Annotated in this window: 21 protein-coding genes; 12 read left to right on the plus strand and 9 right to left on the minus strand. The window is 69.1% G+C overall.

Annotated features, from left to right (window positions below; genetic code table 11):
- Together KV396_RS06955 and KV396_RS06960 are read right to left on the minus strand one after the other, a co-directional pair.
- Positions 1-693, minus strand: a complete 693-nt coding sequence (locus tag KV396_RS06955) for an aspartate/glutamate racemase family protein (RefSeq protein WP_247957316.1) — start codon at positions 691-693, stop codon at positions 1-3.
- Positions 694-851: 158 nt separating this feature from the next.
- Complete coding sequence (locus tag KV396_RS06960) at positions 852-1301, minus strand: MarR family winged helix-turn-helix transcriptional regulator (RefSeq protein ID WP_247957317.1); 450 nt, start codon at positions 1299-1301, stop codon at positions 852-854.
- A 114-nt stretch (positions 1302-1415) separates the two neighbouring features.
- Here KV396_RS06960 and KV396_RS06965 point away from each other — a divergent pair, with 114 nt between their 5' ends.
- The gene (locus KV396_RS06965; RefSeq protein WP_247957318.1) at positions 1416-2606 is read left to right on the plus strand and encodes an MFS transporter; all 1191 of its coding nucleotides are present in this window, start codon (positions 1416-1418) and stop codon (positions 2604-2606) included.
- Between the two features lie 117 nt (positions 2607-2723).
- On the opposite strand, the gene KV396_RS06970 is transcribed toward KV396_RS06965, so the two are convergent.
- Positions 2724-3521 carry a shikimate 5-dehydrogenase gene (locus KV396_RS06970; RefSeq protein ID WP_247957567.1) on the minus strand — a complete coding sequence of 266 codons (798 nt, stop codon included), beginning with the start codon at positions 3519-3521 and terminating at the stop codon, positions 2724-2726.
- 667 nt (positions 3522-4188) lie between these two features.
- Here KV396_RS06970 and KV396_RS06975 point away from each other — a divergent pair.
- Positions 4189-4395: a cold-shock protein gene (locus KV396_RS06975; protein ID WP_247623963.1), complete on the plus strand. Its 207-nt coding sequence runs from the start codon at positions 4189-4191 to the stop codon at positions 4393-4395.
- Between the two features lie 208 nt (positions 4396-4603).
- Here the strand turns inward: KV396_RS06975 and KV396_RS06980 are convergent, their stop codons facing one another.
- The 3 genes from KV396_RS06980 to KV396_RS06990 form a co-directional block, all read right to left on the minus strand.
- On the minus strand, positions 4604-5272 hold the full coding sequence (locus KV396_RS06980; RefSeq protein WP_247633349.1) for an HAD hydrolase-like protein: 669 nt from the start codon (positions 5270-5272) through the stop codon (positions 4604-4606).
- A gap of 70 nt (positions 5273-5342) precedes the next feature.
- Positions 5343-6038, minus strand: a complete 696-nt coding sequence (nucS, locus tag KV396_RS06985; protein WP_247623961.1) for an endonuclease NucS — start codon at positions 6036-6038, stop codon at positions 5343-5345.
- Between the two features lie 204 nt (positions 6039-6242).
- Complete coding sequence (locus tag KV396_RS06990; RefSeq protein WP_247957319.1) at positions 6243-7469, minus strand: MFS transporter; 1227 nt, start codon at positions 7467-7469, stop codon at positions 6243-6245.
- A gap of 60 nt (positions 7470-7529) precedes the next feature.
- On the opposite strand from KV396_RS06990, the gene KV396_RS06995 reads away from it, so the two are divergent.
- On the plus strand, positions 7530-8594 hold the full coding sequence (locus tag KV396_RS06995) for a LacI family DNA-binding transcriptional regulator (RefSeq protein WP_247957320.1): 1065 nt from the start codon (positions 7530-7532) through the stop codon (positions 8592-8594).
- Between the two features lie 114 nt (positions 8595-8708).
- Here the strand turns inward: KV396_RS06995 and KV396_RS07000 are convergent, their stop codons facing one another.
- Positions 8709-10205 carry a hypothetical protein gene (locus KV396_RS07000; RefSeq protein WP_247957321.1) on the minus strand — a complete coding sequence of 499 codons (1497 nt, stop codon included), beginning with the start codon at positions 10203-10205 and terminating at the stop codon, positions 8709-8711.
- Between the two features lie 168 nt (positions 10206-10373).
- Between KV396_RS07000 and KV396_RS07005 the strand changes: the two genes are divergently transcribed.
- The 3 genes from KV396_RS07005 (at position 10374) to KV396_RS07015 (ending at position 11625) form a co-directional block, all read left to right on the plus strand.
- Positions 10374-10847, plus strand: a complete 474-nt coding sequence (locus KV396_RS07005) for a hypothetical protein (protein WP_247957322.1) — start codon at positions 10374-10376, stop codon at positions 10845-10847.
- A gap of 110 nt (positions 10848-10957) precedes the next feature.
- Positions 10958-11395 carry a hypothetical protein gene (locus tag KV396_RS07010; RefSeq protein WP_247957323.1) on the plus strand — a complete coding sequence of 146 codons (438 nt, stop codon included), beginning with the start codon at positions 10958-10960 and terminating at the stop codon, positions 11393-11395.
- Positions 11396-11418: 23 nt separating this feature from the next.
- Positions 11419-11625 carry a hypothetical protein gene (locus KV396_RS07015; protein WP_247957324.1) on the plus strand — a complete coding sequence of 69 codons (207 nt, stop codon included), beginning with the start codon at positions 11419-11421 and terminating at the stop codon, positions 11623-11625.
- A gap of 152 nt (positions 11626-11777) precedes the next feature.
- On the opposite strand, the gene KV396_RS07020 is transcribed toward KV396_RS07015, so the two are convergent.
- Both KV396_RS07020 and KV396_RS07025 read right to left on the minus strand, forming a co-directional pair.
- Positions 11778-12104, minus strand: coding sequence for an L-rhamnose mutarotase (locus KV396_RS07020; RefSeq protein WP_247957325.1), 327 nt, complete (start codon positions 12102-12104; stop codon positions 11778-11780).
- 27 nt (positions 12105-12131) lie between these two features.
- The gene (locus KV396_RS07025; RefSeq protein WP_247957326.1) at positions 12132-13460 is read right to left on the minus strand and encodes an alpha-L-fucosidase; all 1329 of its coding nucleotides are present in this window, start codon (positions 13458-13460) and stop codon (positions 12132-12134) included.
- An 85-nt stretch (positions 13461-13545) separates the two neighbouring features.
- On the opposite strand from KV396_RS07025, the gene KV396_RS07030 reads away from it, so the two are divergent.
- From KV396_RS07030 to KV396_RS07055, 6 genes are all read left to right on the plus strand, one after another.
- Positions 13546-14895, plus strand: a complete 1350-nt coding sequence (locus KV396_RS07030) for an alpha-L-fucosidase (protein ID WP_247957327.1) — start codon at positions 13546-13548, stop codon at positions 14893-14895.
- Positions 14896-14972: 77 nt separating this feature from the next.
- A complete protein-coding gene (locus tag KV396_RS07035) occupies positions 14973-16232 on the plus strand; it encodes an ABC transporter substrate-binding protein (RefSeq protein WP_247957328.1) in 1260 nt (419 codons plus the stop codon).
- 13 nt (positions 16233-16245) lie between these two features.
- The gene (locus KV396_RS07040; protein ID WP_247623951.1) at positions 16246-17208 is read left to right on the plus strand and encodes a carbohydrate ABC transporter permease; all 963 of its coding nucleotides are present in this window, start codon (positions 16246-16248) and stop codon (positions 17206-17208) included.
- Positions 17201-18085, plus strand: coding sequence for a carbohydrate ABC transporter permease (locus KV396_RS07045; RefSeq protein WP_247957329.1), 885 nt, complete (start codon positions 17201-17203; stop codon positions 18083-18085). The genes KV396_RS07040 and KV396_RS07045 overlap by 8 nt, the downstream gene beginning before the upstream one ends.
- On the plus strand, positions 18085-19257 hold the full coding sequence (locus KV396_RS07050; protein WP_247957330.1) for a mandelate racemase/muconate lactonizing enzyme family protein: 1173 nt from the start codon (positions 18085-18087) through the stop codon (positions 19255-19257). Before KV396_RS07045 ends, KV396_RS07050 begins: the two co-directional genes overlap by 1 nt.
- Positions 19254-20282, plus strand: coding sequence for an aldo/keto reductase (locus KV396_RS07055; RefSeq protein ID WP_247957331.1), 1029 nt, complete (start codon positions 19254-19256; stop codon positions 20280-20282). The genes KV396_RS07050 and KV396_RS07055 overlap by 4 nt, the downstream gene beginning before the upstream one ends.
- Positions 20283-20286: the final 4 nt, after the last annotated feature.

The following is a 20286-nucleotide window of genomic DNA, read 5'->3' on the forward strand; positions in this document are numbered from 1 at the left end:
CTAGTCGGCCAGCGCCGCCGCGATCGCGGCATCCACGTGCAGCGAGGTCGTCGGGAACACGGGTACCGGCACGTCGCTGGCCGACAGCAGCAGCTCGATCTCGGTGCAGCCGAGGACGATGCCCTCCGCGCCGCGCGCGACCATCCGGTCGACGACCTCGACGTACGCCCGTCGCGACTCGTCGCGCACGACGCCGTGCACCAGCTCGTCGTAGATCACGGCGTGCACGGTGCGGCGGTCGTCGGCATCCGGAACGAGGGTGCGGATGCCGTGCGCCGCGAGCTTCTCGGCGTAGAACGGCTTATCCATCGTGAAGGCGGTGCCGAGCAGGCCGACGGTGGCGAGCCCCGCGCCCGACACCGCCGCGCCGGCGGCATCGGCGATGTGCAGGAAGGGGATGCCGACGGCATCCGTGATCCGGTCGGCCACGAGGTGCATGGTGTTGGTCGCAAGCACGAGGATCTCCGCACCTGCGGCCTCGAGCGCGCGGGCGCGATCGGCGAGGAGAGCGCCCGCGGAGTCCCAGTCGTCCTGCGCCTGCAGCGCCTCGATCTCGGCGAAGTCGAGCGAGTCGAGCAGGATGCGGGCCGAGTGGTAGCCGCCAAGTCGTGCGGCGACCCGCTCGTTCGCGAGCCGGTACCACTCGAGGGAGGACTCCCAGCTCATGCCGCCGAGAACGCCGATCGTCTTCATCCGATCAGGGTATCGGCGGCGTGGGACCCTTCGACAGGCTCAGGGACCCAGCTTCTGCAACGGGTCGCTGTGTCTGAAACTGGGTCGCCGTGCACGCAACTGGGTCGCTGAGCACGCAACTGGGTCGCTGAGCCCGTCGAAGCGCCCCGCCGCGAGACTCACGCCAGCGCGGAACTCCCCTGCAGGGCGTGCACGACCGGGGCGAGCTCGGGCTGATCCATGGCGTCGCCGAGCGTGCGCTCGAGGGTCTCGTCGTGGATCGGGTGCGCCTGGTCGTACAGCGCACGCCCGGCGGCGGTGAGCTCGGTGTAGATGCCGCGGCGGTCGTCGGCGCAGAGGATGCGGGTCAGCAGCCCGCGGTCCTCGAGGCGGGTGACGAGGCGGGTCGTGGCGCTGGGGCTGAGGGCGGTCGCGCGCGCGAGCTGCTGCATCCGCATGTGCCAGCCGTCCTGGCGGCTGAGCGCATCGAGCACGGTGTACTCGACGACCGACAGGCCGACGGATGCTCCGAGTGCGCGTTCGAGTTCGGTCTCGATGATCCCGTGCAGGGCGGCGAGTGTGCGCCAGCCTCGTGCGCGGATCTCGACGGCGTCGTCCGAGATGCCCATGGTGACCTCCGAAAGTCGTTGCTTACGCAAACTACTTGCGCGTGCAATCATTGTGTTCCGGACGCAATATCCCGCGTCTGCAACTACCTTATCAGAGCACCACGGAGCACCACCATGCCACTCGGACTCATCGCACTCGCCCTCGGAGCCTTCGGGATCGGACTCACCGAGTTCGTGATCATGGGCCTGCTGCCCGAGGTCGCCGCCGACTTCGCCGTGAGCGAGGCCACCGCCGGCTGGCTCATCTCCGGCTACGCGCTGAGCGTCGCGGTCGGAGCGCTCGTCGTCACCGCCGCCACGGTGCGGCTACCGCGCAAGGCCGTGCTCATCGGGCTGCTCGTGCTGTTCATCGCCGGCAACGCCCTCACCGCGATGGCTCCCGACTACACCGGCGCCATGATCGGGCGCATCGTCGCGGCGCTGTGCCACGGGGCCTTCTTCGGCATCGGCTCGGTCGTCGCCTCCGAGCTCGTCGCCCCCGACAAGAAGGCCGGTGCGATCTCGATCATGTTCACCGGCCTCACCGCGGCGAACGTGCTGGGCGTGCCCTTCGGAACTTTCATCGGCCAGCAGTTCGGCTGGCGTGCGACGTTCTGGGTGATCACCGTCATCGGTGTCGTCGCCCTGATCGGGATCGCCGCGGTCGTCAAAGCGCCGCGCACCGACGGTGCCGCCGTGAGCCTGCGGCAGGAGCTCTCGGCGTTCCGCTCCGGGCAGGTGTGGCTGTCGCTCGTCATCACGGTGCTCGCCTTCGGCGGCATGTTCGGCGCTTTCACCTACGTCGCGTACACGCTCACCGGAGTCTCCGGCTTCGACACCGCGGCCGTGCCGTGGCTGCTCGTGCTCTTCGGCGTCGGCCTCGTGGCCGGTAACGCGATCGGCGGACGCCTCGCCGACCGCTCGATCGACCGCACGCTCCTTCTCTTCATCGCGGCGCTCGTCGTCGTGCTCGTCGCGTTCGCCCTGCTCGCCTGGTCGCAGCCGGCGACGATGGTGATCCTCGTCGCGATGGGCGGCTTCGGCTTCGGCACCGTTCCCGCGCTGCAGAGCCGCATCATGCAGTTCGCGGGTGGTGCGCCGACGCTCGCCTCGGGCGCGAACATCGGCGCGTTCAACGTCGGCAACGCGCTCGGAGCCTGGGCCGGAGGGGTGGGGATCGCCGCCGGGCTCGGCTACACCTCCCCCATCTGGATCGGCGCGGCGATCACGGCATCCGCCCTGGTGATCATGCTGTTCGCGGCGCGGGCGGCCTCTGCGGCGCGGCGCGCGCACCGCGCGGAGTCGGTCGAGCTCGTCTCGGTCTGAGGATCTCGGGGTGGGGCCCTTCGACAAGCTCAGGGACCCAGTTTGTGGGGCCCTTCGACAAGCTCCGGGACCCGGTTGCTGGGTCGCTGAGCCTGTCGAAGCGCCCCGCCCGGGCGACTACTGCGCGCGCATGAACTCCTCGGCCTGGCGCACCTGCTCGGCCGACGGGCGGATGCCCGTGTACAGCACGAACTGCTCGAGCGCCTGCCGCGTCGCGACCTCCGCGCCGCTGATGACCGTCTTCCCCGCCGCGCGCCCCGCGCGCACGAGCGGCGTCTCGGCGGGCAGCGCCACGACGTCAAAGACGACGGACGCCGCGGCCACCGCCTCCTCCGAGAACGACAGCGTGTGCTCGTCGGGCCCGCCGGCCATGCCGATCGGGGTGATGTTCACGATGATGTCGGCGGTGCTGTCTCCGGCATCCGCTTGCCAGGCGAAGCCGTACAGGTCGGCGAGGGTGCGCCCTGCCTGCTCGTTGCGCGCGACGATGGTCACGTTCGCGAATCCGGCGTCGCGGAAGGCGGCGGCTGTGGCCTTGGCCATGCCGCCCGATCCCTTCAGCAGCACCGAGGCTGCGGCATCCAAGCCGTTCTCCTCGATGAGCTGGGCGATGGCCGAGTAGTCGGTGTTGTACGCGGTGAGCACGCCGTCGTCGTTCACGATCGTGTTGACCGAGTCGATCGCCGACGCCGACTCGTCCATGCGGTCGACGAGCGCGATGACGTCTTCCTTATACGGCATCGAGATCGCGCACCCGCGGATGCCGAGGCCGCGCACGCCCGCGATCGCCTGGGCGAGATCGGTCGGCGCGAAGGCTTTGTAGATCCAGTTGAGGTCGAGGGCCTCGTAGAGGAAGTTGTGGAAGCGCGTGCCGTTGTTGCTCGGTCGAGCAGACAGCGAGATGCACAGCGTCATGTCCTTGTTCAGCATGGTCACCCGCTCAGGCTACTCAGCTTCGAGCGCCTCGCGGATTCGGGAGAGGCGGAACGCCGGAGGTGCCCCCGTGCTGTCCGCCCCGCCTCTTCCCGAAACCTGCGATCCTTGCGGATCAGTCTCCCCACCCTTGCCGCTTCCGCCACGGCCCCCGTCGTAGCGTGTTCGTGCTTCCTCCCCTATGGTGAAGATGCATGCACATGGGGATCGATCGTCTCCGTCTTTCCCCAGAAGACGGGAAGCCTTCCCCAGAGGCAAGACGATCCGTGCATGCGATTGGGCCCTCTCGAGTAGGTCAGTCCCCAATGGGCTACTCGAGGGGGCCGCTATCGACATGATTGCACTTTTTTTGAGATTTGTCCCCCAAATGGGGGACACGGATCCAAAAAAAGAGGTACAGTGGAATCTGACGCACCCTCCGGTCGTCTTCGGCCCTCATCGCTCCCCCCGCGGTGAGGGCCACACCATTTTCTGAGCGAGGGTCCGTCCTCGGGGGCGTCGGCGCACGACGCCCCCGCTACCGTGCCGCTCGTGCAACATTTGGATTACCTTCTGATTGCGGCTATTGCCCTCGGGGTCTCCTCCACTAGCGTTAGCGATGTCGGTGCATCCCTGCGTCGGCTATTTTTTCCAGCAGAACAGGCAGTACATGAGCACCCAGGGCACGGTCAAGTGGTTCAACTCGGAGAAGGGCTTCGGCTTCATCTCCCCCGACGACGGAGGCGCTGACGTCTTCGCGCACTACTCCGCAATCGATTCCTCCGGCTACCGGTCTCTCGAAGAGAACCAGCGAGTCGAGTTCGACGTGGCGCAGGGCCCCAAGGGCCTGCAGGCAGAGAACATCCGCCCCCTCTGAGCGGGCAGGAGCATCGCTCCCCGACCGGATCCGTCGCCATCGGTGACATCCGGCGGGGAGCTTTGTGCTTTTCGGGGTGATTCAGGGGCACGGGGCGTGGCGGTCGGCGTGCACTAACTCAGGAAGAACGGGCGATTTCCGCCGGATCCGGCGCGAATCGCGCCCGATCGGTCGAGTCTTCCTGAGTTGGGTACGCGACCGATCGGCGTCAGGCCGAGAGCAGCAGTGCGCGCAGCTCGTCGACGGATGCTGCGCGGAACGCCGCGTCGTCACCCTCGTGCGCGTCGCTGAAGCCCCACTCGACGAAGATCACCGGAACGCCGTTGGCGTTGCCGCCCTCGACGTCGTGGTGACGATCGCCGATGAGCACCGGGCGCGAGACGTCGGCGCCGCGCTCTTCGAGGCGGCGCAACGCCTCGGCCACGATGTCGGTCTTCGAGGCGAGGGTCGACTCGTCGGGCGTCGCTCCGACCGTCGTGACGAAGTCGGCGCGCAGGTCGAAGTGATCGATCAGGGCGTCCACCTGGTTCTCGGGCTTCGAGCTCGCGGTCGCCTGCGGGATGCCGGCGGCGTGCACGTCGTGGATCAGGTCGGTCACCCCGGGGTAGGTGGTGACGTCGGTCGTGTAGCCGTCGGCCTTGCCGAGCGTGCGGTAGAACGACACGGCCTCGGCGGACTGCTCGGGCGTCATGCCCGCCTGGTCCTGGAACGACTGGAACATGGGCGGCCCGATCCAGTGCACGAGCTGCTCGCGCGTCGGCGCCGGGTGCCCGAAGTGGGTGAGGGCGACGTTCAGGCGGCGAAGGATGCCGACCGAGGCGTCGACGATCGTGCCATCGACATCCCACAGCACGCAGGAGTAAGGGGAGGAGGCCATGCCCTCCAGCCTATGGGGCGCGGGGCGCATGATCGCACACGGTGCACGGACGTGCAGGTAGGGGCAGGCGTCAGAACAGGCGGGGGATGCCCGACTCGATGCCCTTCATATCGTCGTAGTCGAGAACGAGGCAGCGGATGCCGCGGTCCTCGGCGAGCACGCGCGCCTGCGGCTTGATCTCCTGCGCGGCGAACACGCCCTGCACGGGGGAGAGGTGCGGGTCGCGGCCGAGGAGTTCGAGGTAGCGGGTGAGCTGCTCGACGCCGTCGATGTCGCCGCGGCGCTTGATCTCGACCGCGATGGCGGCGCCGTCGGCATCCCGCACCAGCAGGTCGACCGGGCCGATCGCCGTCGGATACTCGCGGCGCACGAGCGTCGCGCCCTCGGAGATGCGCTCGACCTGCTCGGCGAGGAGGCGCTGCAGGTCGGCCTCGACGCCGTCCTTCTGCAGGCCGGGGTCGATGCCGAGCTCGTGCGAGGTGTCGTGGATGACCTCGTAGATCTGCACGCGCAGCGCATCGCCGGTCTTCTTGTGGCTGACCCGCCATACCTCGACGACGCCGGCGCTCGCTTCTTCCTCGCCGGGCTCCTCGGTGGTGAGGGTGCACGGCGGGCTCATCCAGTTCAGCGGCTTGTAGCTGCCGCCGTCGGAGTGCACGAGCAGACTCCCGTCTCCCTTGTGCACGAGCAGACGCGTGGCAAGCGGAAGATGGGCATTGAGCCGACCGGTGTAGTCGACCGAGCAGCGGGCGATGACGAGACGCACCCGACGAGCCTACTTCGTCGCGCGCGGGTTCTCGCGCGACGGGTTCGCGAGTCTGCGCAGGGCTGGCGTGGGGTGCTCACCCTGCGTCCGCGACGCGCGCTGGGGAGGAGATCTCGCACTGTGCAGGATCCATTCCGGCATCCGCTCCTGCGTAGCGAGAGATCTCCTCCGATACGGCGGGCGGATGCTGCGCGGCCGACGCGCCTACTTCGTCGCAGACACCTTCTCGTCGGCGCGGAGCGGGCGGGCGGCGCCGGAGAACAGACCGGATGCCACGATCAGCGCGACCAGGATGAACAGCGTGTTGAGCAGGCCGATGTGCTCGCTGATGAAGCCGAGCACGGGGGGCCCGCCGAGGAAGGCGACGTAGCCGATGGTCGCGGCGGCGCTGACACGGGCCGCGGCCTTGGCGGGGTCGTCGGCCGCGGCCGACATGCCGATCGGGAAGCCGAGCGAGGCGCCGATGCCCCAGAGCGCCGCGCCGACCAGCACCAGGGGCAGGTTCGGGGCGAGGATGAACAGCAGTACCCCGCTCGCCGCCGACACCGCGAGCACGCGCAGCACCGCCACCCGGCCGAAGCGGTCGACGAGGGGTCCGCCGAACAGGCGCACCACGGTCATCCCGACCGAGAAGACGGCGAGGGCGATGGCACCGGTGCCCGTCGTGAAGCCGTGACCCTGCTCGGTGCCGAGGGCGATCCAGTCGTTCGCGCCGCCCTCGGCGAAGGCCATGCCCAGCATGACGACGCCGAGGAGGTAGGTGCGCGGCTCGCGCCACGCCTCGAGCGAGGTGTGCAGGCGCTCGCGCCAGGCGGGCTTCTCGGCGGGTTCGGGATCGAGCGCGGCCTCGCGCACGGGAACCTGCAAGAAGGTGGCGACGGCGACGAGAGCGAGCAGTATGCCCATGATGCCGGCGTGGGTCGCGACGGTGAGCTGCAGCCAGGCGGCCAGGGCGCCGATTCCCGCGCCGATCACGGTGCCGAAGCTGAAGAACGCGTGGAACACCGGCAGCACCGTCTTGCCCATCTGCTGCTCGATCGCCGTCGCCTCGACGTTCATCATGACGTCGAGGCATCCGTTGCCGAATCCGAAGAGCACCATGCCGGCGAGCACGAGCGGCACCGAGCCGAACACGGTGGACCCGAAGCCGACGAGAGCGATGCCGGCCGAGAACATCAGCATCATCGTGAGCATGCCGACGCGCGCGCCGGTGCGGGCCATGACGGCGGGGCTCGTCGAGATGCCGATGATCGAGGCGATGCCCATGCCGAGCAGGATGAGTCCGACCTGCGCGTTGTCGAGGTCGAGATCGGCCTTGATGCTGGGGACGCGCGATGCCCACGTGGCGATCGACAGACCGCTGGCCATGAAGATCGCGAAGATCGCGGCGCGCCAGCGGACGAACTGCGAGCGGGTGAGGACGGCATCCATGGGCGTCATCCTATCGAATCGATTCGACGCGCGGAAAGGCGGGCGGGCTATTCTCGAAGCATGAGCAGTCAGGAGCCGCCTCGGCGCGCGACCATCGCCGACGTCGCCCGTGAGGCAGGAGTCGCGACGTCGACGGCATCCGTCGTCTTCAGCGGCAAGGCCAAGGTCGCCGACGCCACCCGCGAGCGCGTGCTCGCCGCCGCCGCCGACCTCGGCTACGCCGGCCCCGACCCGCGGGCCGCATCGCTGCGACTCGGACGCAGCGGCATCGTCGCCGTCGTCTTCGAGGGGCACCTGCGCAACGCCTTCCTCGATCCCGTCACCACCGCCATGATGGACGGTCTCGCCGACGGGCTCGCCGAGCTCAGCGCCGGCATCCTGCTCATGCGCGACGAGCCGGGCGAAGACGGCCCGGGTCTCGCCAGCGCACCGGTCGACGCCTACGTGCTGATCGGCTGGTCGGGTCGCACGCGCGAGTCCGTCGAGGTGGTGCGCGGTCGCGGCCTGCCGGTGGTCGTGATCGAGGGCGACCCGGGCGACGGCACGATCCCCCGCATCGCACTCGACAACGCGGATGCCTCGGCCGAAGTTGCCCAGCATGTCTACGACCTCGGGCATCGCGACGTCGCCCTCATCACCCTCACGCTCGGCCACGACCGCGAACGCGCGCCCATCACGCCCGAGCGCCTCGCCGCCGCGACCGTCGGGGTGACCGTCGACCGGCTCGAGGGCATGCGTCGCGTGTTCCCCGACGCTCCGGCGATCTCGGCATCCGGCAGCTTCATCGACGAGGGCATCGTCATCGGACGGATGCTGCTCGCCGATGCCGCGACCCGACCCACCGCCGTGCTGGCGCAGAGCGACCTGCTCGCGGTCGGTGTGATCCGCGCCGCGCAGGAACTCGGCCTGCGGGTGCCGGAGGACGTCTCTGTCGCCGGGTTCGACGGCATCGCGATCGACGGGCTCGGCGGGCAGTCGCTCACGACGACCGTGCAGCCGGCCGTCGAGAAGGGGCGCGCCGCCGGCGAGCAGATCGCGCGGATGCTCGGCGGAGAGGCCGGGGAGACGCAGAACCTGACGTGCGTGTTCCGGCCCGGGACGACGACCGGGGTTCCGCCGCGCTGAGGGGCTTCTCGGGGTGGGGCCCTTCGACAGGCTCAGGGACCCAGTAGCGGAAACTGGGTTGCTGAGCCGAAAACTGGGTTGCTGAGCCTGTCGAAGCACCCACCACGCAGCACGTCAACTGCGCTGCGGCCCCAGGGGCAGCTCCGTCTCGCCGAAGTCGAGGATCCGGTAGCGGCCGCAGTCGACGACCTCGTCGGGGATCGCCTGGATCGGCAGATCCCACGCGCCCGTCTGGGCATCCTCGACGAGGAACGACACGGTTTCGGCGTCGAAGTCCGTCCGGTTCACGAGCCACGCGTAGCCGTTGAGCTGGTGATCGACCTGCACGAGCTGCGACGGGTCGTCGAGGTGGAGCTTGGGCAGGCGAACGGTCCAGAACTGCCCGGCGCCGGTGCGGGCGGATGCCTCGACCCAGTCGGTCACGCACGCGGCATCCGCATCGGGGGCGTTCGCGGCGTCGCTCAGGCGGGGGATGCTGAGGCCGCCGCCGACCAGCAGGATCACCGACGCGACCGCCGCCGCCTGTCGCCGGAGTCGTGCAGGCATCCGCAGCGTGCCCGGCATCGCCACGAGCGCGAGCACCGGGGCGAACGCGAGCGGTTGCAGGTAGCGCGCGGCGTGCGTGCCGAGCGCGATCGCGCCGACGGCGACCAGCAGTGGCAACACCCAGGCAGCCACGGCGACGAATCGCGAGCCGGGGTCGTCGACCCGCACGGTCTGCACGACGGCCAGCGTGATCAGGGCGAGGTCGAGGAGGAGCCCGACGACGCCGAGCGGCGTCGAGAGACGCGCCGCGAACAGGTCGGCGTAGTAACCGATCGACTCGCGCCAGAGGTCGGGCTGGGCGTATCCAGCACCGGTGTTCGCGATCCATGCCGAGAACGGAATACGCGCGGCGAAGCCGAGTGCCGTGCCGCCGATGAGTGCAGCGAGAATGCTCAGCATCCGTCGTCTCGTTACTGTGCGCAGGGAGCCTGCGATCACGATCGCACCGAGCGGCACGGTCGCCCAGGCGGCGAACAGCGGGTTCGACAGCGTCGAAACGAGGGCTACGGCGCCGAGCACGAGAGACATCGGCACGAGGCGGGCGCCGTCGAGCATCCGTCGGGCAATGCCGATCGCGAGAACTACCCCGACGACGGTCGCCGAGTAGTACGTGGTCGTGAGCTGCAGCGAGGCGAGTTCGAGGGCGTCGCGCGAGGCGGATGTCTCGGTCATCGCGAGCGCGCCGAACGCGGCGAGGGCGACCAGCGACCAGGCGACCGGTGCCCGTCCTTCTCGCCGTCGCCCGGCGACGAGCCGCAGCGCGCCGTAGAGGGCGAGCAGGTTCACGACCGCGCTCACGGCGAAGAGCGCGTTCGCATCCAGCGGCAGCGCCACGTCGAGACCGGTGAAGACCGTCGTCTCGGGCAGGAACAGCACGCTCGACATCGCCCAGTCGAGCGGATCGCCGGCGAGCAGAGAACGCGAGAGTATCGCCACGACGAGCGAGTCGCCGTCGCGGAACAGTAGGTCGGCGCGGGCGGAGGAAGCGACGGATGCCGCGACGATGAGCGCCACGGCGGCGGCCATCACCCAGCCCCCGAGCTCTCGCACCCACGTCCGCGTCACGGGCTTACTCTGCCACGACAGTGTTCTCGAGGGGGACGCTTCGACAGGCTCAGCGACCCAGTTCTTGTCAGCGACCCAGTGGCGTGGGATGAACACGAACTGGGTCCCTGAGCCTGTCGAAGGGCCCCGCCCCATGGCCGCTCGATGCCGCAGTTGTATAGTCAGCGCATGCGGAGGATCTGCGCCGGTATCGGCCTAGCGGGGATGCTCGCTGTCGGGCTCACCGGGTGCAACCTCCCGTTCCCGGGCGAGTACACGAACTCGCCGCTGAAGTTGTCGAAGGTGGATGGGAGCCCGGCCGTTGCCTACTGCGGCGATCCCGGGACGCTCGTCTATGTCGTTATGTGGTGGGCGCAACGGTCGGACACCTCGTATGGTGAGGTCGCCTTCAAAGCGTCAGGAACGGCGGAGATTCTCACCGGAACGATCATCGGGCCTTCCTCCCTCCCCTCCGGAATGACCGTCGCGGACGACTCAGGATTCCCCGCAGACTTGGACAACATAGACGTCACTGTCGAGGTCGACGGTATGAAGTCGAGCGTTCAGTTCTTCTTCGAGGATGATGTCGCGTCGATCGGGGACTGGCAGCCGGACGGATGGATGCGCGCGGACGGGTCGTACAGCGAAGAGCCGTGCGGGTGAACCACGACGGTGGTGGGGTCGACGGGGCCGTCGTGCGGAACCGCGCGACGACGCCTCAGGGGAATGTTCACCGAATCCGGAGGATCTGCGCCGGTATCGGCCTAGCGGGGATGCTCGCTGTCGGGCTCACCGGGTGCAACCTCCCGTTCCCGGGCGAGTACACGAACTCGCCGCTGAAGTTGTCGAAGGTGGACGGGAATCTGGCCATCGCGTACTGCGGTGATCCCGGAACGCTCGTCTTCGTTGACATGTGGGTGGCGCGGCGATCGAACACCGCGCGCGGCGACGTTTCGTTCGAAGCGTCGGGCTCGGCGGAGATCGTCCGCGGATCGGTCATCGACACCGCCGCGCTCCCTGCGGGGCTGACCGTCACGGCCGATTCCGGATACCCCTCGGATCCGGACAACATCGCTGTCACTCTCGAAGTTGACGGAGTGCAGTCGTTCGCTCAGTTCTTCTTCGAGGATGATGTCGCGTCGATCGAGGACTGGCAGCCGGACGGATGGATGCGCGCCGACGGGTCGTACAGTGCGGAGCCGTGCGAGTGAATCCTGACCTCATCATCGGGGGAGTGCTCGTCGCCGTCGGGATCATCGCGATCCTGGTGAGACGGCCCTTCATGCGGCTCATGTATCGCGGTCTCCGCATGTTCTATGGAGAGCCAGTGGCTGACGACTCGATTCGCGGACGCCCGATCGTGCGCATCGCGGTGGTGGGCGCGTTCATGATCGTGTGCGGTGGCGTGCTGTTGGTGACGGCGGCGATGGAGCTGCTTTGAGAGGACAGGGTGTTCGCGTGGGGGACGCTTCGACAGGCTCAGCGACCCAGTTCTTGTCAGCGGCGCGGGCCCGCCCCGTCGTCTCGCTTCGCTCGCTCAGGAACCGGCGGCTCGGTCCCTGAGCGAGGAGCGAAGCGACGAGACGAAGGATCTCAGCCGACCTGGGCGCGGAGGTCCCAGACCTGTTCGATCGGGGCGAAGCCCTCGGCGCCGTCGGCTCCGCGGAACAGCTCGACGAAACGGCCGATGTCCTTCTGCCACTCCGCGTTCGCCGGGTCCTCGTCGAGCGCGGCGACGGCGGCATCCCAGTCATCGCACTCGACCAGGTGGAACAGCCGCTGGCCCGAGCGCCAGATGGTCCAGTCGTGGATGCCGATGCGCGCGAACGTCGCGGCGAGAGCATCCGGAATCCGGGCGTGGTGCGTGCGGTAGTCGTCGATCGCGCCGTCGCGGATCTCGGAGTGCAGGGCGATGCGCATGCGGCATCCTTTCGTCGGTCGTGCGGGTCAGTCGCGCGGGCGGAAGGAGATCGCGACGGGGGTCGCGGCATCCGCCACCTCCACCACGATCGCATCTCCGTCGCGCGAGGCAGGCACCGGCAAGTCCCCGATGCGCGCGCTCGACTCATCGAGCAGGCGGTCGGGATCGGACAGGCGGATGCTTCCGGGCTGATCGGTCACGGCGTGCACGGCGCCGTCGGTGCGGGTCCAGCGCACCCACGGCTCGTCCGACGGCTGCAGGCGCGGCTCGGGCCGGGCGCCGAAGACGGCATGCCCGAACCGCTGGTTCCACTCGCCCAGCCCCTCGAGCGTCTGCCGCTGCGCGTCGGGGATGCGACCGGATGCCTCGAGCCCGATGTTCAGCAGCAGGTTGCCGCCGCGCGACACGACGTCGACGAGCAGGCGCACGGCCTCGTCGGCGGTGAGAAGGTGCTCGGGACCCTCGTTGCGGTTGTGCCCGAAGGAGAGGCCGATGCCGCGGCAGTTCTCCCACGCCTCGCCGACCTCGACCGCGGTGCCGTGCACATACTCGCTGGTGCGGAAGTCCCAGTGCGACTCGCCCCACCGGTCGTTGACGACGCCCTCGGGAACCGCGTCATAGAACTCCTGGAACGCGTGCGCGAGGCTCTTCGGCCCGGGCTCGATCCCGGCCTGCGGCCAGCGGATGTCGCCCCAGAGGATGTCGGGTCGATAGCGGTCGATGAGGTCGATGACGTGATCGTGCGCGTACTCGGCGTAGGCGAGGTCGTCGGGGGCCGGGGCGTCGTCGCGGTCGATGGGCGGCAGGTCGGAGAAGTGCCAGTCGAGACCGCCGGAGTAGTAGACACCGAAGCGCAGGCCGCGGGCGCGCGTGGCGTCGGCGAACTCGGCGATCAGGTCGCGCTGCGGTCCGCGGGCGACGGTGTTGCGCCCGTCGGTGGCCGGGGCGTCCCACAGGGTGACGCCATCGTGGTGCTTGGTGGTGGGGATGAAGTACCCGGCGCCGGTCGCGGCGACGACCGCGAGCACCTCGTCGGCGTCGAACTCCTCGGCCTTCCACTGGTCGAGGAAGTCGTCGTAGGGGGCTCCGCCGTGCACCTCCTGCTGGTGCCGGTGCGCGGGCGATCCCTCGATGCGGATCGTGTTGGCGTACCACTCGGCGTAGGGGTTGTGGGCGTACCACTCCTCGCGCGGCACGGCCCCGAGCTCGCCCGTGGGCTCGGCCCAGGCGGGAACCGAGTACGGCCCCCAGTGCACGAAGATCCCCAGCGCCGAGCCGCGGAACCACTCCGGCAGCGGGCGCTCGAACGCGCGGTACTCCGCGGGGCGAACGGGATCGGTCTTGAACATGGCCATCATCGGCACCTTTCGTCACACCCTTGTGAACTGCTTCGACTATCACCTATCCTATAGGAAATCTGGAACTCAACGAGGAGCTTCAATGACACCGGCAGACTTCCGACGCCCCACCACCCGCATCCCCGGCGGTGAATGGTTCAGCGGCGCGGGCTTCGGCATCTTCGTGCACTGGGACCAGGCATCCCAGCAGGGCATCGAGATCTCCTGGCCGCTGGTCGGCCGCTCGATCATCCCGGGCGTGGATGCCGTCGACGACGCGGTGACCGTCGCCGAATACCAGGCCACTGCGCCCACGTTCGACCCGCAGAACTGGGATGCCGCCGACCTCGCGCGCCGTGCGAAGGCGGCCGGTGCCACCTACGTCGTCTTCACTGCGCGCCACCATGCCGGATACAACATGTTCTTCACGGAGCAGTCGGACTTCGGGGTCGAGCACGGCCCGTTCGGTCGCGACATCACCCGCGAGTTCGTCGACGCCGTGCGCGCCGAGGGCCTCAAGGTCGGCATCTACTACAGCCTCCCGGACTGGAACCACCCCGATTACCCGGCGTTCCGCGACGAGGACCTGCCCTACAAGCTCGAGCACTGGCCCGCCGCCGGCATGCCCGAGTTCGCCGACACCCCGGATGCCACGGATCGTCACCGTCGCTCCAGCCCCGAGGAGTGGTCGCGCTACCTCGAGTACGTGCGGGCGCAGCTGACCGAGCTGCTCACGAACTACGGCACGATCGACCTGCTCTGGTTCGACGGCGACTGGGAGCGCTCGGCGGCGGAGTGGACCGCTCCGGGTCTGCGTCGCCTGATCAAGGAGTTGCAGCCCGACGTCGTGATCAACGACCGCCTCCCCGGGCAGGGCGACTACCGCACGCCCGAGCAGGGGTTCCCGCTCACGGTGCCCACCGGACCGTGGGAGCTGTGCCTCACGATCGGCGACCACTGGGCCTGGCGCACGCACCCCGACAACGAGAAGTCGGCGCGGTCGCTGCTGGTGACCCTCATCGACGTGGTCGAGCGCGGTGGCAACCTGCTGCTCAACGTCGGCCCCGGCCCCGACGGCACCCTGCCCGAGGTCGAGAACGAGCGCCTGCAGGAGTTCGCCGACTGGATGCACGCGCACGCCGAATCCGTGATCGGCGTGGAGCCCACGCAGGGCATCGACTTCCACGGCCCGACCACCGCCCGCGAGGGGCGCCTCTACCTGCACCTGACCGCGATCCCGGTCGACGAGATCATCGTGCGCGGTCTGCCGGTGCGGCGTATCACCCGCGTGCACCGCCTCGCCGACGGCCTCGAACTGCAGCACGACGCCAGCTTCGAGGTGCACGAGGCCTCCACCGCCGGCGACGACTCCGGCGAGCTGCGCATCGTCGCGCCGGCATCCCCCAGCGGTGCCCTCATCGACGTCATCGCCATCGACTTCTCCACCGAGTGATACCCGCAGTAACCCGAGCAATACCCCCTCAACAACACACGCATCAGTTGCAGCATCCAATGAAGGAGGCAGTCAGTATGAATGCAGTCTCGAACCGGCGCGCGAAGCGCCTCGTCCTCACCGGCGTCGCCGGCCTCAGCGCCCTCGCTCTCGCGGGGTGCGCGAGCGGCGGCGGCGGGGGAGGCGGCGGCGAGGCGGGCGGCCCGCTCGTGCTCTACACCTGGGCCGCCAGCGAAGGCGACCAGGCTCAGTGGGCCGACTTCATCTCCGGGGCGCAGGCCGAGGATCCCGACCTCGACATCTCGGTCGAGGGACCGAGCTTCTCCGACTACTGGACCAAGGTGAAGACCCGCCTCTCGGGCGCCAACCCGCCCTGTCTGCTCACCACCCAGGCCGCCCGCGCACAGGAGCTCGGCGACCTGCTCATGCCCCTCGACGACCTGATCGAGAAGAGCGGCTTCGACATCGAGAACATCGACGAGTCGATGCTCAGCGGCATGACGGTCGACGGCACGATCCGTGCGATCCCCTACGACGCCGAGCCCATCGTGCTGTTCTACAACGTCGAGGCGTTCCAGGCCGCCGGCCTCGAACTGCCGGGTGCGACCTACACGCGCGACCAGTTCGTGTCGGATGCCAAGGCCCTCACCGACGGCGACAAGAAGGGCCTCGCGCTCGCGCCCGGCATCTTCATCCCGAACGCGTGGTCGCTGGCCGACGGCGTGCCCGCGGTCACCGAGGACGGCGAGCTCGACCTCACCAACCCCGAGTTCGTCGAGCAGATCCAGAGCTTCTTCGACCTCGTCGCGGTCGAGGGCGTCGCGAAGGCACCCGAGGCCGCCGACGGCTCGGAGGTCTCGCAGCAGGCGTTCACGAGCGGCGAGGTGCCGATGCTCATCGAGGGTCCGTGGATGTACGGCAGCTTCGCGGATGCCGCGGACTTCACCCTCGGCGTCTCGATCGTTCCGTCGACCAGCGGTGAGGCCGCGGCGATGACCGCCGGCTCCGGCTTCGGCATCGCGGCGAACTGCGACCGCCCCGACGAGGCGTTCGCGGCCATCGAGGCGCTCACCTCGCTGTCGGTGCAGGAGAAGCAGGCCGAGGCCCGCGGCATCGTTCCCGCCCGCATCGAGGCGCTCCCGGCCTGGGCCGAGGGCAAGACCGAGGGCTCGTCGGAGGTCGTCGAGGCTCTGCTCTCGAACGCGACCCCGCAGCGCACCACCCCGACCTGGAACCAGGTCGAGACCCTGATGACGCAGTACGGCGTGCAGGGCTACCGGGGTGAGCTGACGGCGGAGGAGATCATGGACACGATCACGAACTCGGTCGCGGGCTGAGCGGATGGCGATCATGAGCGACCGGAGCGAGGCCACGGCCTCCTCCGCGATGCCCGGCGTGGCGGGGGTGCCCATCGGCGCCCCCGCCCCGCCGGGGCCGCGGCTGCCGCGTCGGCGTGGGAACGGGTGGGTGGCGGTCGCGTTCCTCGCCCCCGGGATGATCGGGTTCGTCCTCTTCATCCTCACCCCGCTGTTCGGGTCGGCCTTCATCAGCCTCTTCGACTGGAAGCTGTTCGGGAACCCGGACTTCATCGGCCTCGAGAACTACGTCAAGCTGTTCCGCGACCCGACCTTCTACACGGTGCTCGGCAACACGGTCATCTTCGCCGTGGTCTACACGGCGCTGAACCTGTTCGTCGCTCTCACGATCTCGCTCTGGCTCAACACCCGTATGAAGGCCGCGGGCGCGTGGCGGGTGATCTTCTTCCTCCCGGTCATCACCCCGATGGTCGCGAACGCCCTCGTCTGGCGGCTGCTGCTCTCGCAGGACGGGCTCGTGAACTCGATGCTCGCCACCGTCGGTATCGACGGACCCAACTGGCTCTCCGACTCGGCCTGGGCACTGCCCTCGGTGATCGCGATGTCGGTGTGGCAGTCGTTCGGCTACAACGTCATCGTGCTGTCGGCGGGACTCAGCGCCATCCCGAAAGAGCTGCTCGAGGCATCCCGCATCGACGGCACCAGCGCCTGGCAGCGACTGCGGTACATCATCCTCCCGCTGCTCTCGCCCTCGCTCTTCTTCTGCTCGACCATGACGATGATCGGGGCCTTCCAGGTGTTCGTCCAACCGCTGTTCCTCACGCAGGGCGGCCCGGGCGAGAGCACCAACACGTTCGTGCTGTACCTCTACCGCAACGGCTTCGTCTTCGACCGGCTCGGCTACGCCTCCGCTCTCGCGTGGATCCTCTTCGTCGTGGTGATGCTCATCACGGCCCTGCAGTTCGTCGGCCAGCGCAAGTGGGTGAACTATGAGTGATCGTGACCTCTCGGCGACCGCGCTGCTGATCCTGCCGCGCCGTCGGCACCAACGCCGATCGACCCTCAAGGAGTGGCTGAACACCGCCGCGATCGCGCTCGTCGCGCTGATCTTCGCGTTCCCCTTCATCTGGATGTTCCTCACGGCCCTCAAGCCCGAGAACGAGGTCTTCACGGCGACGCCGCAGATCTTCGGGTCCGAGATCCGCTGGGCGAACTTCGTCGAGGCGTGGACGGTCGTGCCCTTCGGGCGCTTCATCCTCAACGGGCTCATCGTCGCGATCGCTGGTGCCGCGCTCTCGGTCGTCGTCGCCGTGCTCTCGGCCTATGCCTTCTCGCGGCTGCGCTTCAGGTTCCGCGACAAGCTCTTCCTGCTGTTCGTGCTCACGCTCGTGCTGCCGCAGGAGGTGCTCGTCGTGCCGCTGTTCATCATGATCAACAGCTGGGGCTGGAACGACACCTACGGCGCGCTCATCATCCCGTTCGCCTTCACCGCGTTCGGCACGTTCCTCATGCGCCAGTTCTTCCTCACGATCCCGATCGAGTACGAGGAGGCCGCGCTCATCGACGGCGCCTCGCGCCTGCGCACGCTCTGGTCGGTGCTGCTGCCGCAGCTGGTCGCACCGCTGAGCGTGCTCGCGGTCTTCTCGTTCATCGGCTACTGGAACTCGTACCTGTGGCCGCTGATCATCATCAACACACAGGACATGGCGACCGTGCCGCTCGGGCTGGGGATGTTCACCGGCCAGTTCGGCACGCAATGGTCGCTACTCATGGCGGCGTCGACGCTCGCCGTCATCCCCTCGTTGATCCTCGTGCTGCTGCTGCAACGGCAGCTCATCAAGGGGGTCACCCTGGGCGGACTCGGAGGACGATGATGAACGCATCGCAGAACACCGGCTCGAGCATCCTCGACGCCACCACCACCACGGCCCACGCTGCTTTCGCCGATGTGACGGCGGGCAGCCGGATCGTGCACGTCGAGGCGCAGCTCGTCGACCTGCCGGTCGAGACCGTGCGCACCGACGCCCTGCAGACCTTCGTCAAGCAGGAGACGATCTTCGTGCGGATCCGCACGGCCGACGGCACCGAGGGTGTGGGATACAGCTACACGATCGGCACGGGCGGCGGGGCGGTGCTGAGCCTGCTGCGCGAGACGCTGCTGCCCGCACTGATCGGGCTGGAGGCCGAGCGGCCCGAGGCGGTGTGGCTCGCGCTGTTCGGCATCACCCGCGCCACCACCGTCGGACCGATCACCGCGCTCGCGCTCGCCGCGGTCGACACGGCGGTGTGGGATGCGAAGACGCGGCGTGCGGGTCTGCCGCTGTGGGTCGCGGGTGGGGGTGCCTCGCCGTCGATCCCGATGTACGACACCGAGGGCGGATGGCTGCACCTCACCGTCGACGAGCTCGTCGCGCACGCGGTCGCGTCGAAGGAGCGCGGCATGGGCGGGGTGAAGATCAAGGTCGGCAAGCCCCGCGGTCACCAGGACCTCGAGCGTCTGCGGGCCGTGCGCGACGCCGTCGGCGACGACCTCGACATCATGGTCGACGCCAACCAGTCGTTCACGGTGTCGGAGGCGGTGCGCCGTGCGCGCCTGTTCGAGCAGGTGGATGTTTTCTGGTTCGAGGAGCCGCTGCCCGCGGAAGACATCGAGGGCCATCGCCAGCTCGCCCGGTCGACCTCGGTGCCGATCGCGGTCGGCGAGAGCATGTACTCGATCGGCCACTTCCGCGAGCACCTGCAGCGCGGCGGCGCCTCGATCGTGCAGCCCGATGTCGCCCGGGTCGGCGGCATCACGCCCTGGCTCAAGATCGCGCACCTGGCCGAATCGTTCAACGCCCCCGTCGCCCCGCACTTCCTCATGGAGCTGCACGTGTCGCTCGTGTGCGCCATCCCGAACGCCCTCTACCTCGAGCACATCCCGCAGCTGCGGGCCGTCACCACCGACGAGCTGCGCATCGAGGGCGGTCGCGGCTGGGCGCCGACCACGGCGGGCCTCGGCATCGCGTGGGACGACGAGGCGCTCGGGCGGTTGATCGTCTCGTGACCCGTCCCGTTCCCGTGCGCATCGGTCGCGGCGGACTCTCGGCCCCGCCGATCGGGTACGGCGCGGCCGCGCTCGGCAACCTCTACAGCGCGCTCGCCGACGACGCCTGGCCCGCGGTGGTTCCCGCGGCGTGGGCCGGCGGCATCCGCTACTTCGACGTCGCCCCGCACTACGGTCTCGGTCTGGCCGAACGGCGGTTGGGGGAGAGCCTGAGGGCGCTGCCGCGCGAGGAGTTCATCGTCTCGACCAAGGTCGGACGGCTGCTCGTGCCGCAGGATGCCGCGGGCCGCACCGACATCGACAACCTGTTCGCCGTGCCCGCCGATCATCGGCGCGTGCGCGACTACTCGCGCGACGGGGTGCTGCGCTCGATCGACGACTCGCTCACGCGGCTCGGCCTCGATCGGATCGACCTGGTGCTGGTGCACGACCCCGACGACTTCGAGGCCGAGGCGCTCGACGGCGCCTTCCCCGCGCTCAGCGACCTGCGCGACCAGGGCGTGATCCGCTCGTTCGGGGCGGGCATGAACCAGAGCGCGATGCTCGCCCGGTTCGTGCGCGAGACGGATGCCGACGTGATGATGGTCGCCGGGCGTTGGACGCTGCTCGACCAGTCCGCCGGCGACGACCTGCTGCCCCTCGCCGCCGAGCGCGATGTCTCGGTGCTCGCCGCGGCCGTCTTCAACTCCGGCATCCTCGCGACCGATACCCCCGGGCAGGGGAGCCTGTTCGATTACGGTCCCGCCGACCGCGCGGTCGTCGAGCGCGCGCAGGAGATCGCGCGCATCGCGCATCGGCACGACCGCACGCTGCCCGAGCTCGCGGTGCAGTTCCCGCTGCGGCATCCGGCCGTCGCCGCCGTCGTGCTGGGCGGGGCCAGCGCCGCCCAGCTCGCGCAGAACAGCGCGCTCGCCGACCGACCGGTGCCGGAGGAGGTCTGGCGCGAACTGCAGGAGCAGGGCCTGCTCGGAACGGATGCCTCCGCGCGGCAGCCGCGGGCGCGAGAAGGGCAACCCGTACGATGAGACT

The sequence above is a fragment of the Microbacterium galbinum genome (genome assembly GCF_023101185.1).
Taxonomy (GTDB): domain Bacteria; phylum Actinomycetota; class Actinomycetes; order Actinomycetales; family Microbacteriaceae; genus Microbacterium; species Microbacterium galbinum.

Coding starts and splice junctions, on each gene's coding strand:
- KV396_RS06955 (WP_247957316.1), bottom strand. CDS start 693: ATGAAGACGATCGGCGTTCTCGGCGGCATGAGCTGGGAGTCCTCCCTC.
- KV396_RS06960 (WP_247957317.1), bottom strand. CDS start 1,301: ATGGGCATCTCGGACGACGCCGTCGAGATCCGCGCACGAGGCTGGCGC.
- KV396_RS06965 (WP_247957318.1), top strand. CDS start 1,416: ATGCCACTCGGACTCATCGCACTCGCCCTCGGAGCCTTCGGGATCGGA.
- KV396_RS06970 (WP_247957567.1), bottom strand. CDS start 3,521: ATGACGCTGTGCATCTCGCTGTCTGCTCGACCGAGCAACAACGGCACG.
- KV396_RS06975 (WP_247623963.1), top strand. CDS start 4,189: ATGAGCACCCAGGGCACGGTCAAGTGGTTCAACTCGGAGAAGGGCTTC.
- KV396_RS06980 (WP_247633349.1), bottom strand. CDS start 5,272: ATGGCCTCCTCCCCTTACTCCTGCGTGCTGTGGGATGTCGATGGCACG.
- KV396_RS06990 (WP_247957319.1), bottom strand. CDS start 7,469: ATGGATGCCGTCCTCACCCGCTCGCAGTTCGTCCGCTGGCGCGCCGCG.
- KV396_RS06995 (WP_247957320.1), top strand. CDS start 7,530: ATGAGCAGTCAGGAGCCGCCTCGGCGCGCGACCATCGCCGACGTCGCC.
- KV396_RS07005 (WP_247957322.1), top strand. CDS start 10,374: ATGCGGAGGATCTGCGCCGGTATCGGCCTAGCGGGGATGCTCGCTGTC.
- KV396_RS07010 (WP_247957323.1), top strand. CDS start 10,958: ATGCTCGCTGTCGGGCTCACCGGGTGCAACCTCCCGTTCCCGGGCGAG.
- KV396_RS07020 (WP_247957325.1), bottom strand. CDS start 12,104: ATGCGCATCGCCCTGCACTCCGAGATCCGCGACGGCGCGATCGACGAC.
- KV396_RS07025 (WP_247957326.1), bottom strand. CDS start 13,460: ATGGCCATGTTCAAGACCGATCCCGTTCGCCCCGCGGAGTACCGCGCG.
- KV396_RS07030 (WP_247957327.1), top strand. CDS start 13,546: ATGACACCGGCAGACTTCCGACGCCCCACCACCCGCATCCCCGGCGGT.
- KV396_RS07035 (WP_247957328.1), top strand. CDS start 14,973: ATGAATGCAGTCTCGAACCGGCGCGCGAAGCGCCTCGTCCTCACCGGC.
- KV396_RS07040 (WP_247623951.1), top strand. CDS start 16,246: ATGAGCGACCGGAGCGAGGCCACGGCCTCCTCCGCGATGCCCGGCGTG.
- KV396_RS07045 (WP_247957329.1), top strand. CDS start 17,201: ATGAGTGATCGTGACCTCTCGGCGACCGCGCTGCTGATCCTGCCGCGC.
- KV396_RS07050 (WP_247957330.1), top strand. CDS start 18,085: ATGAACGCATCGCAGAACACCGGCTCGAGCATCCTCGACGCCACCACC.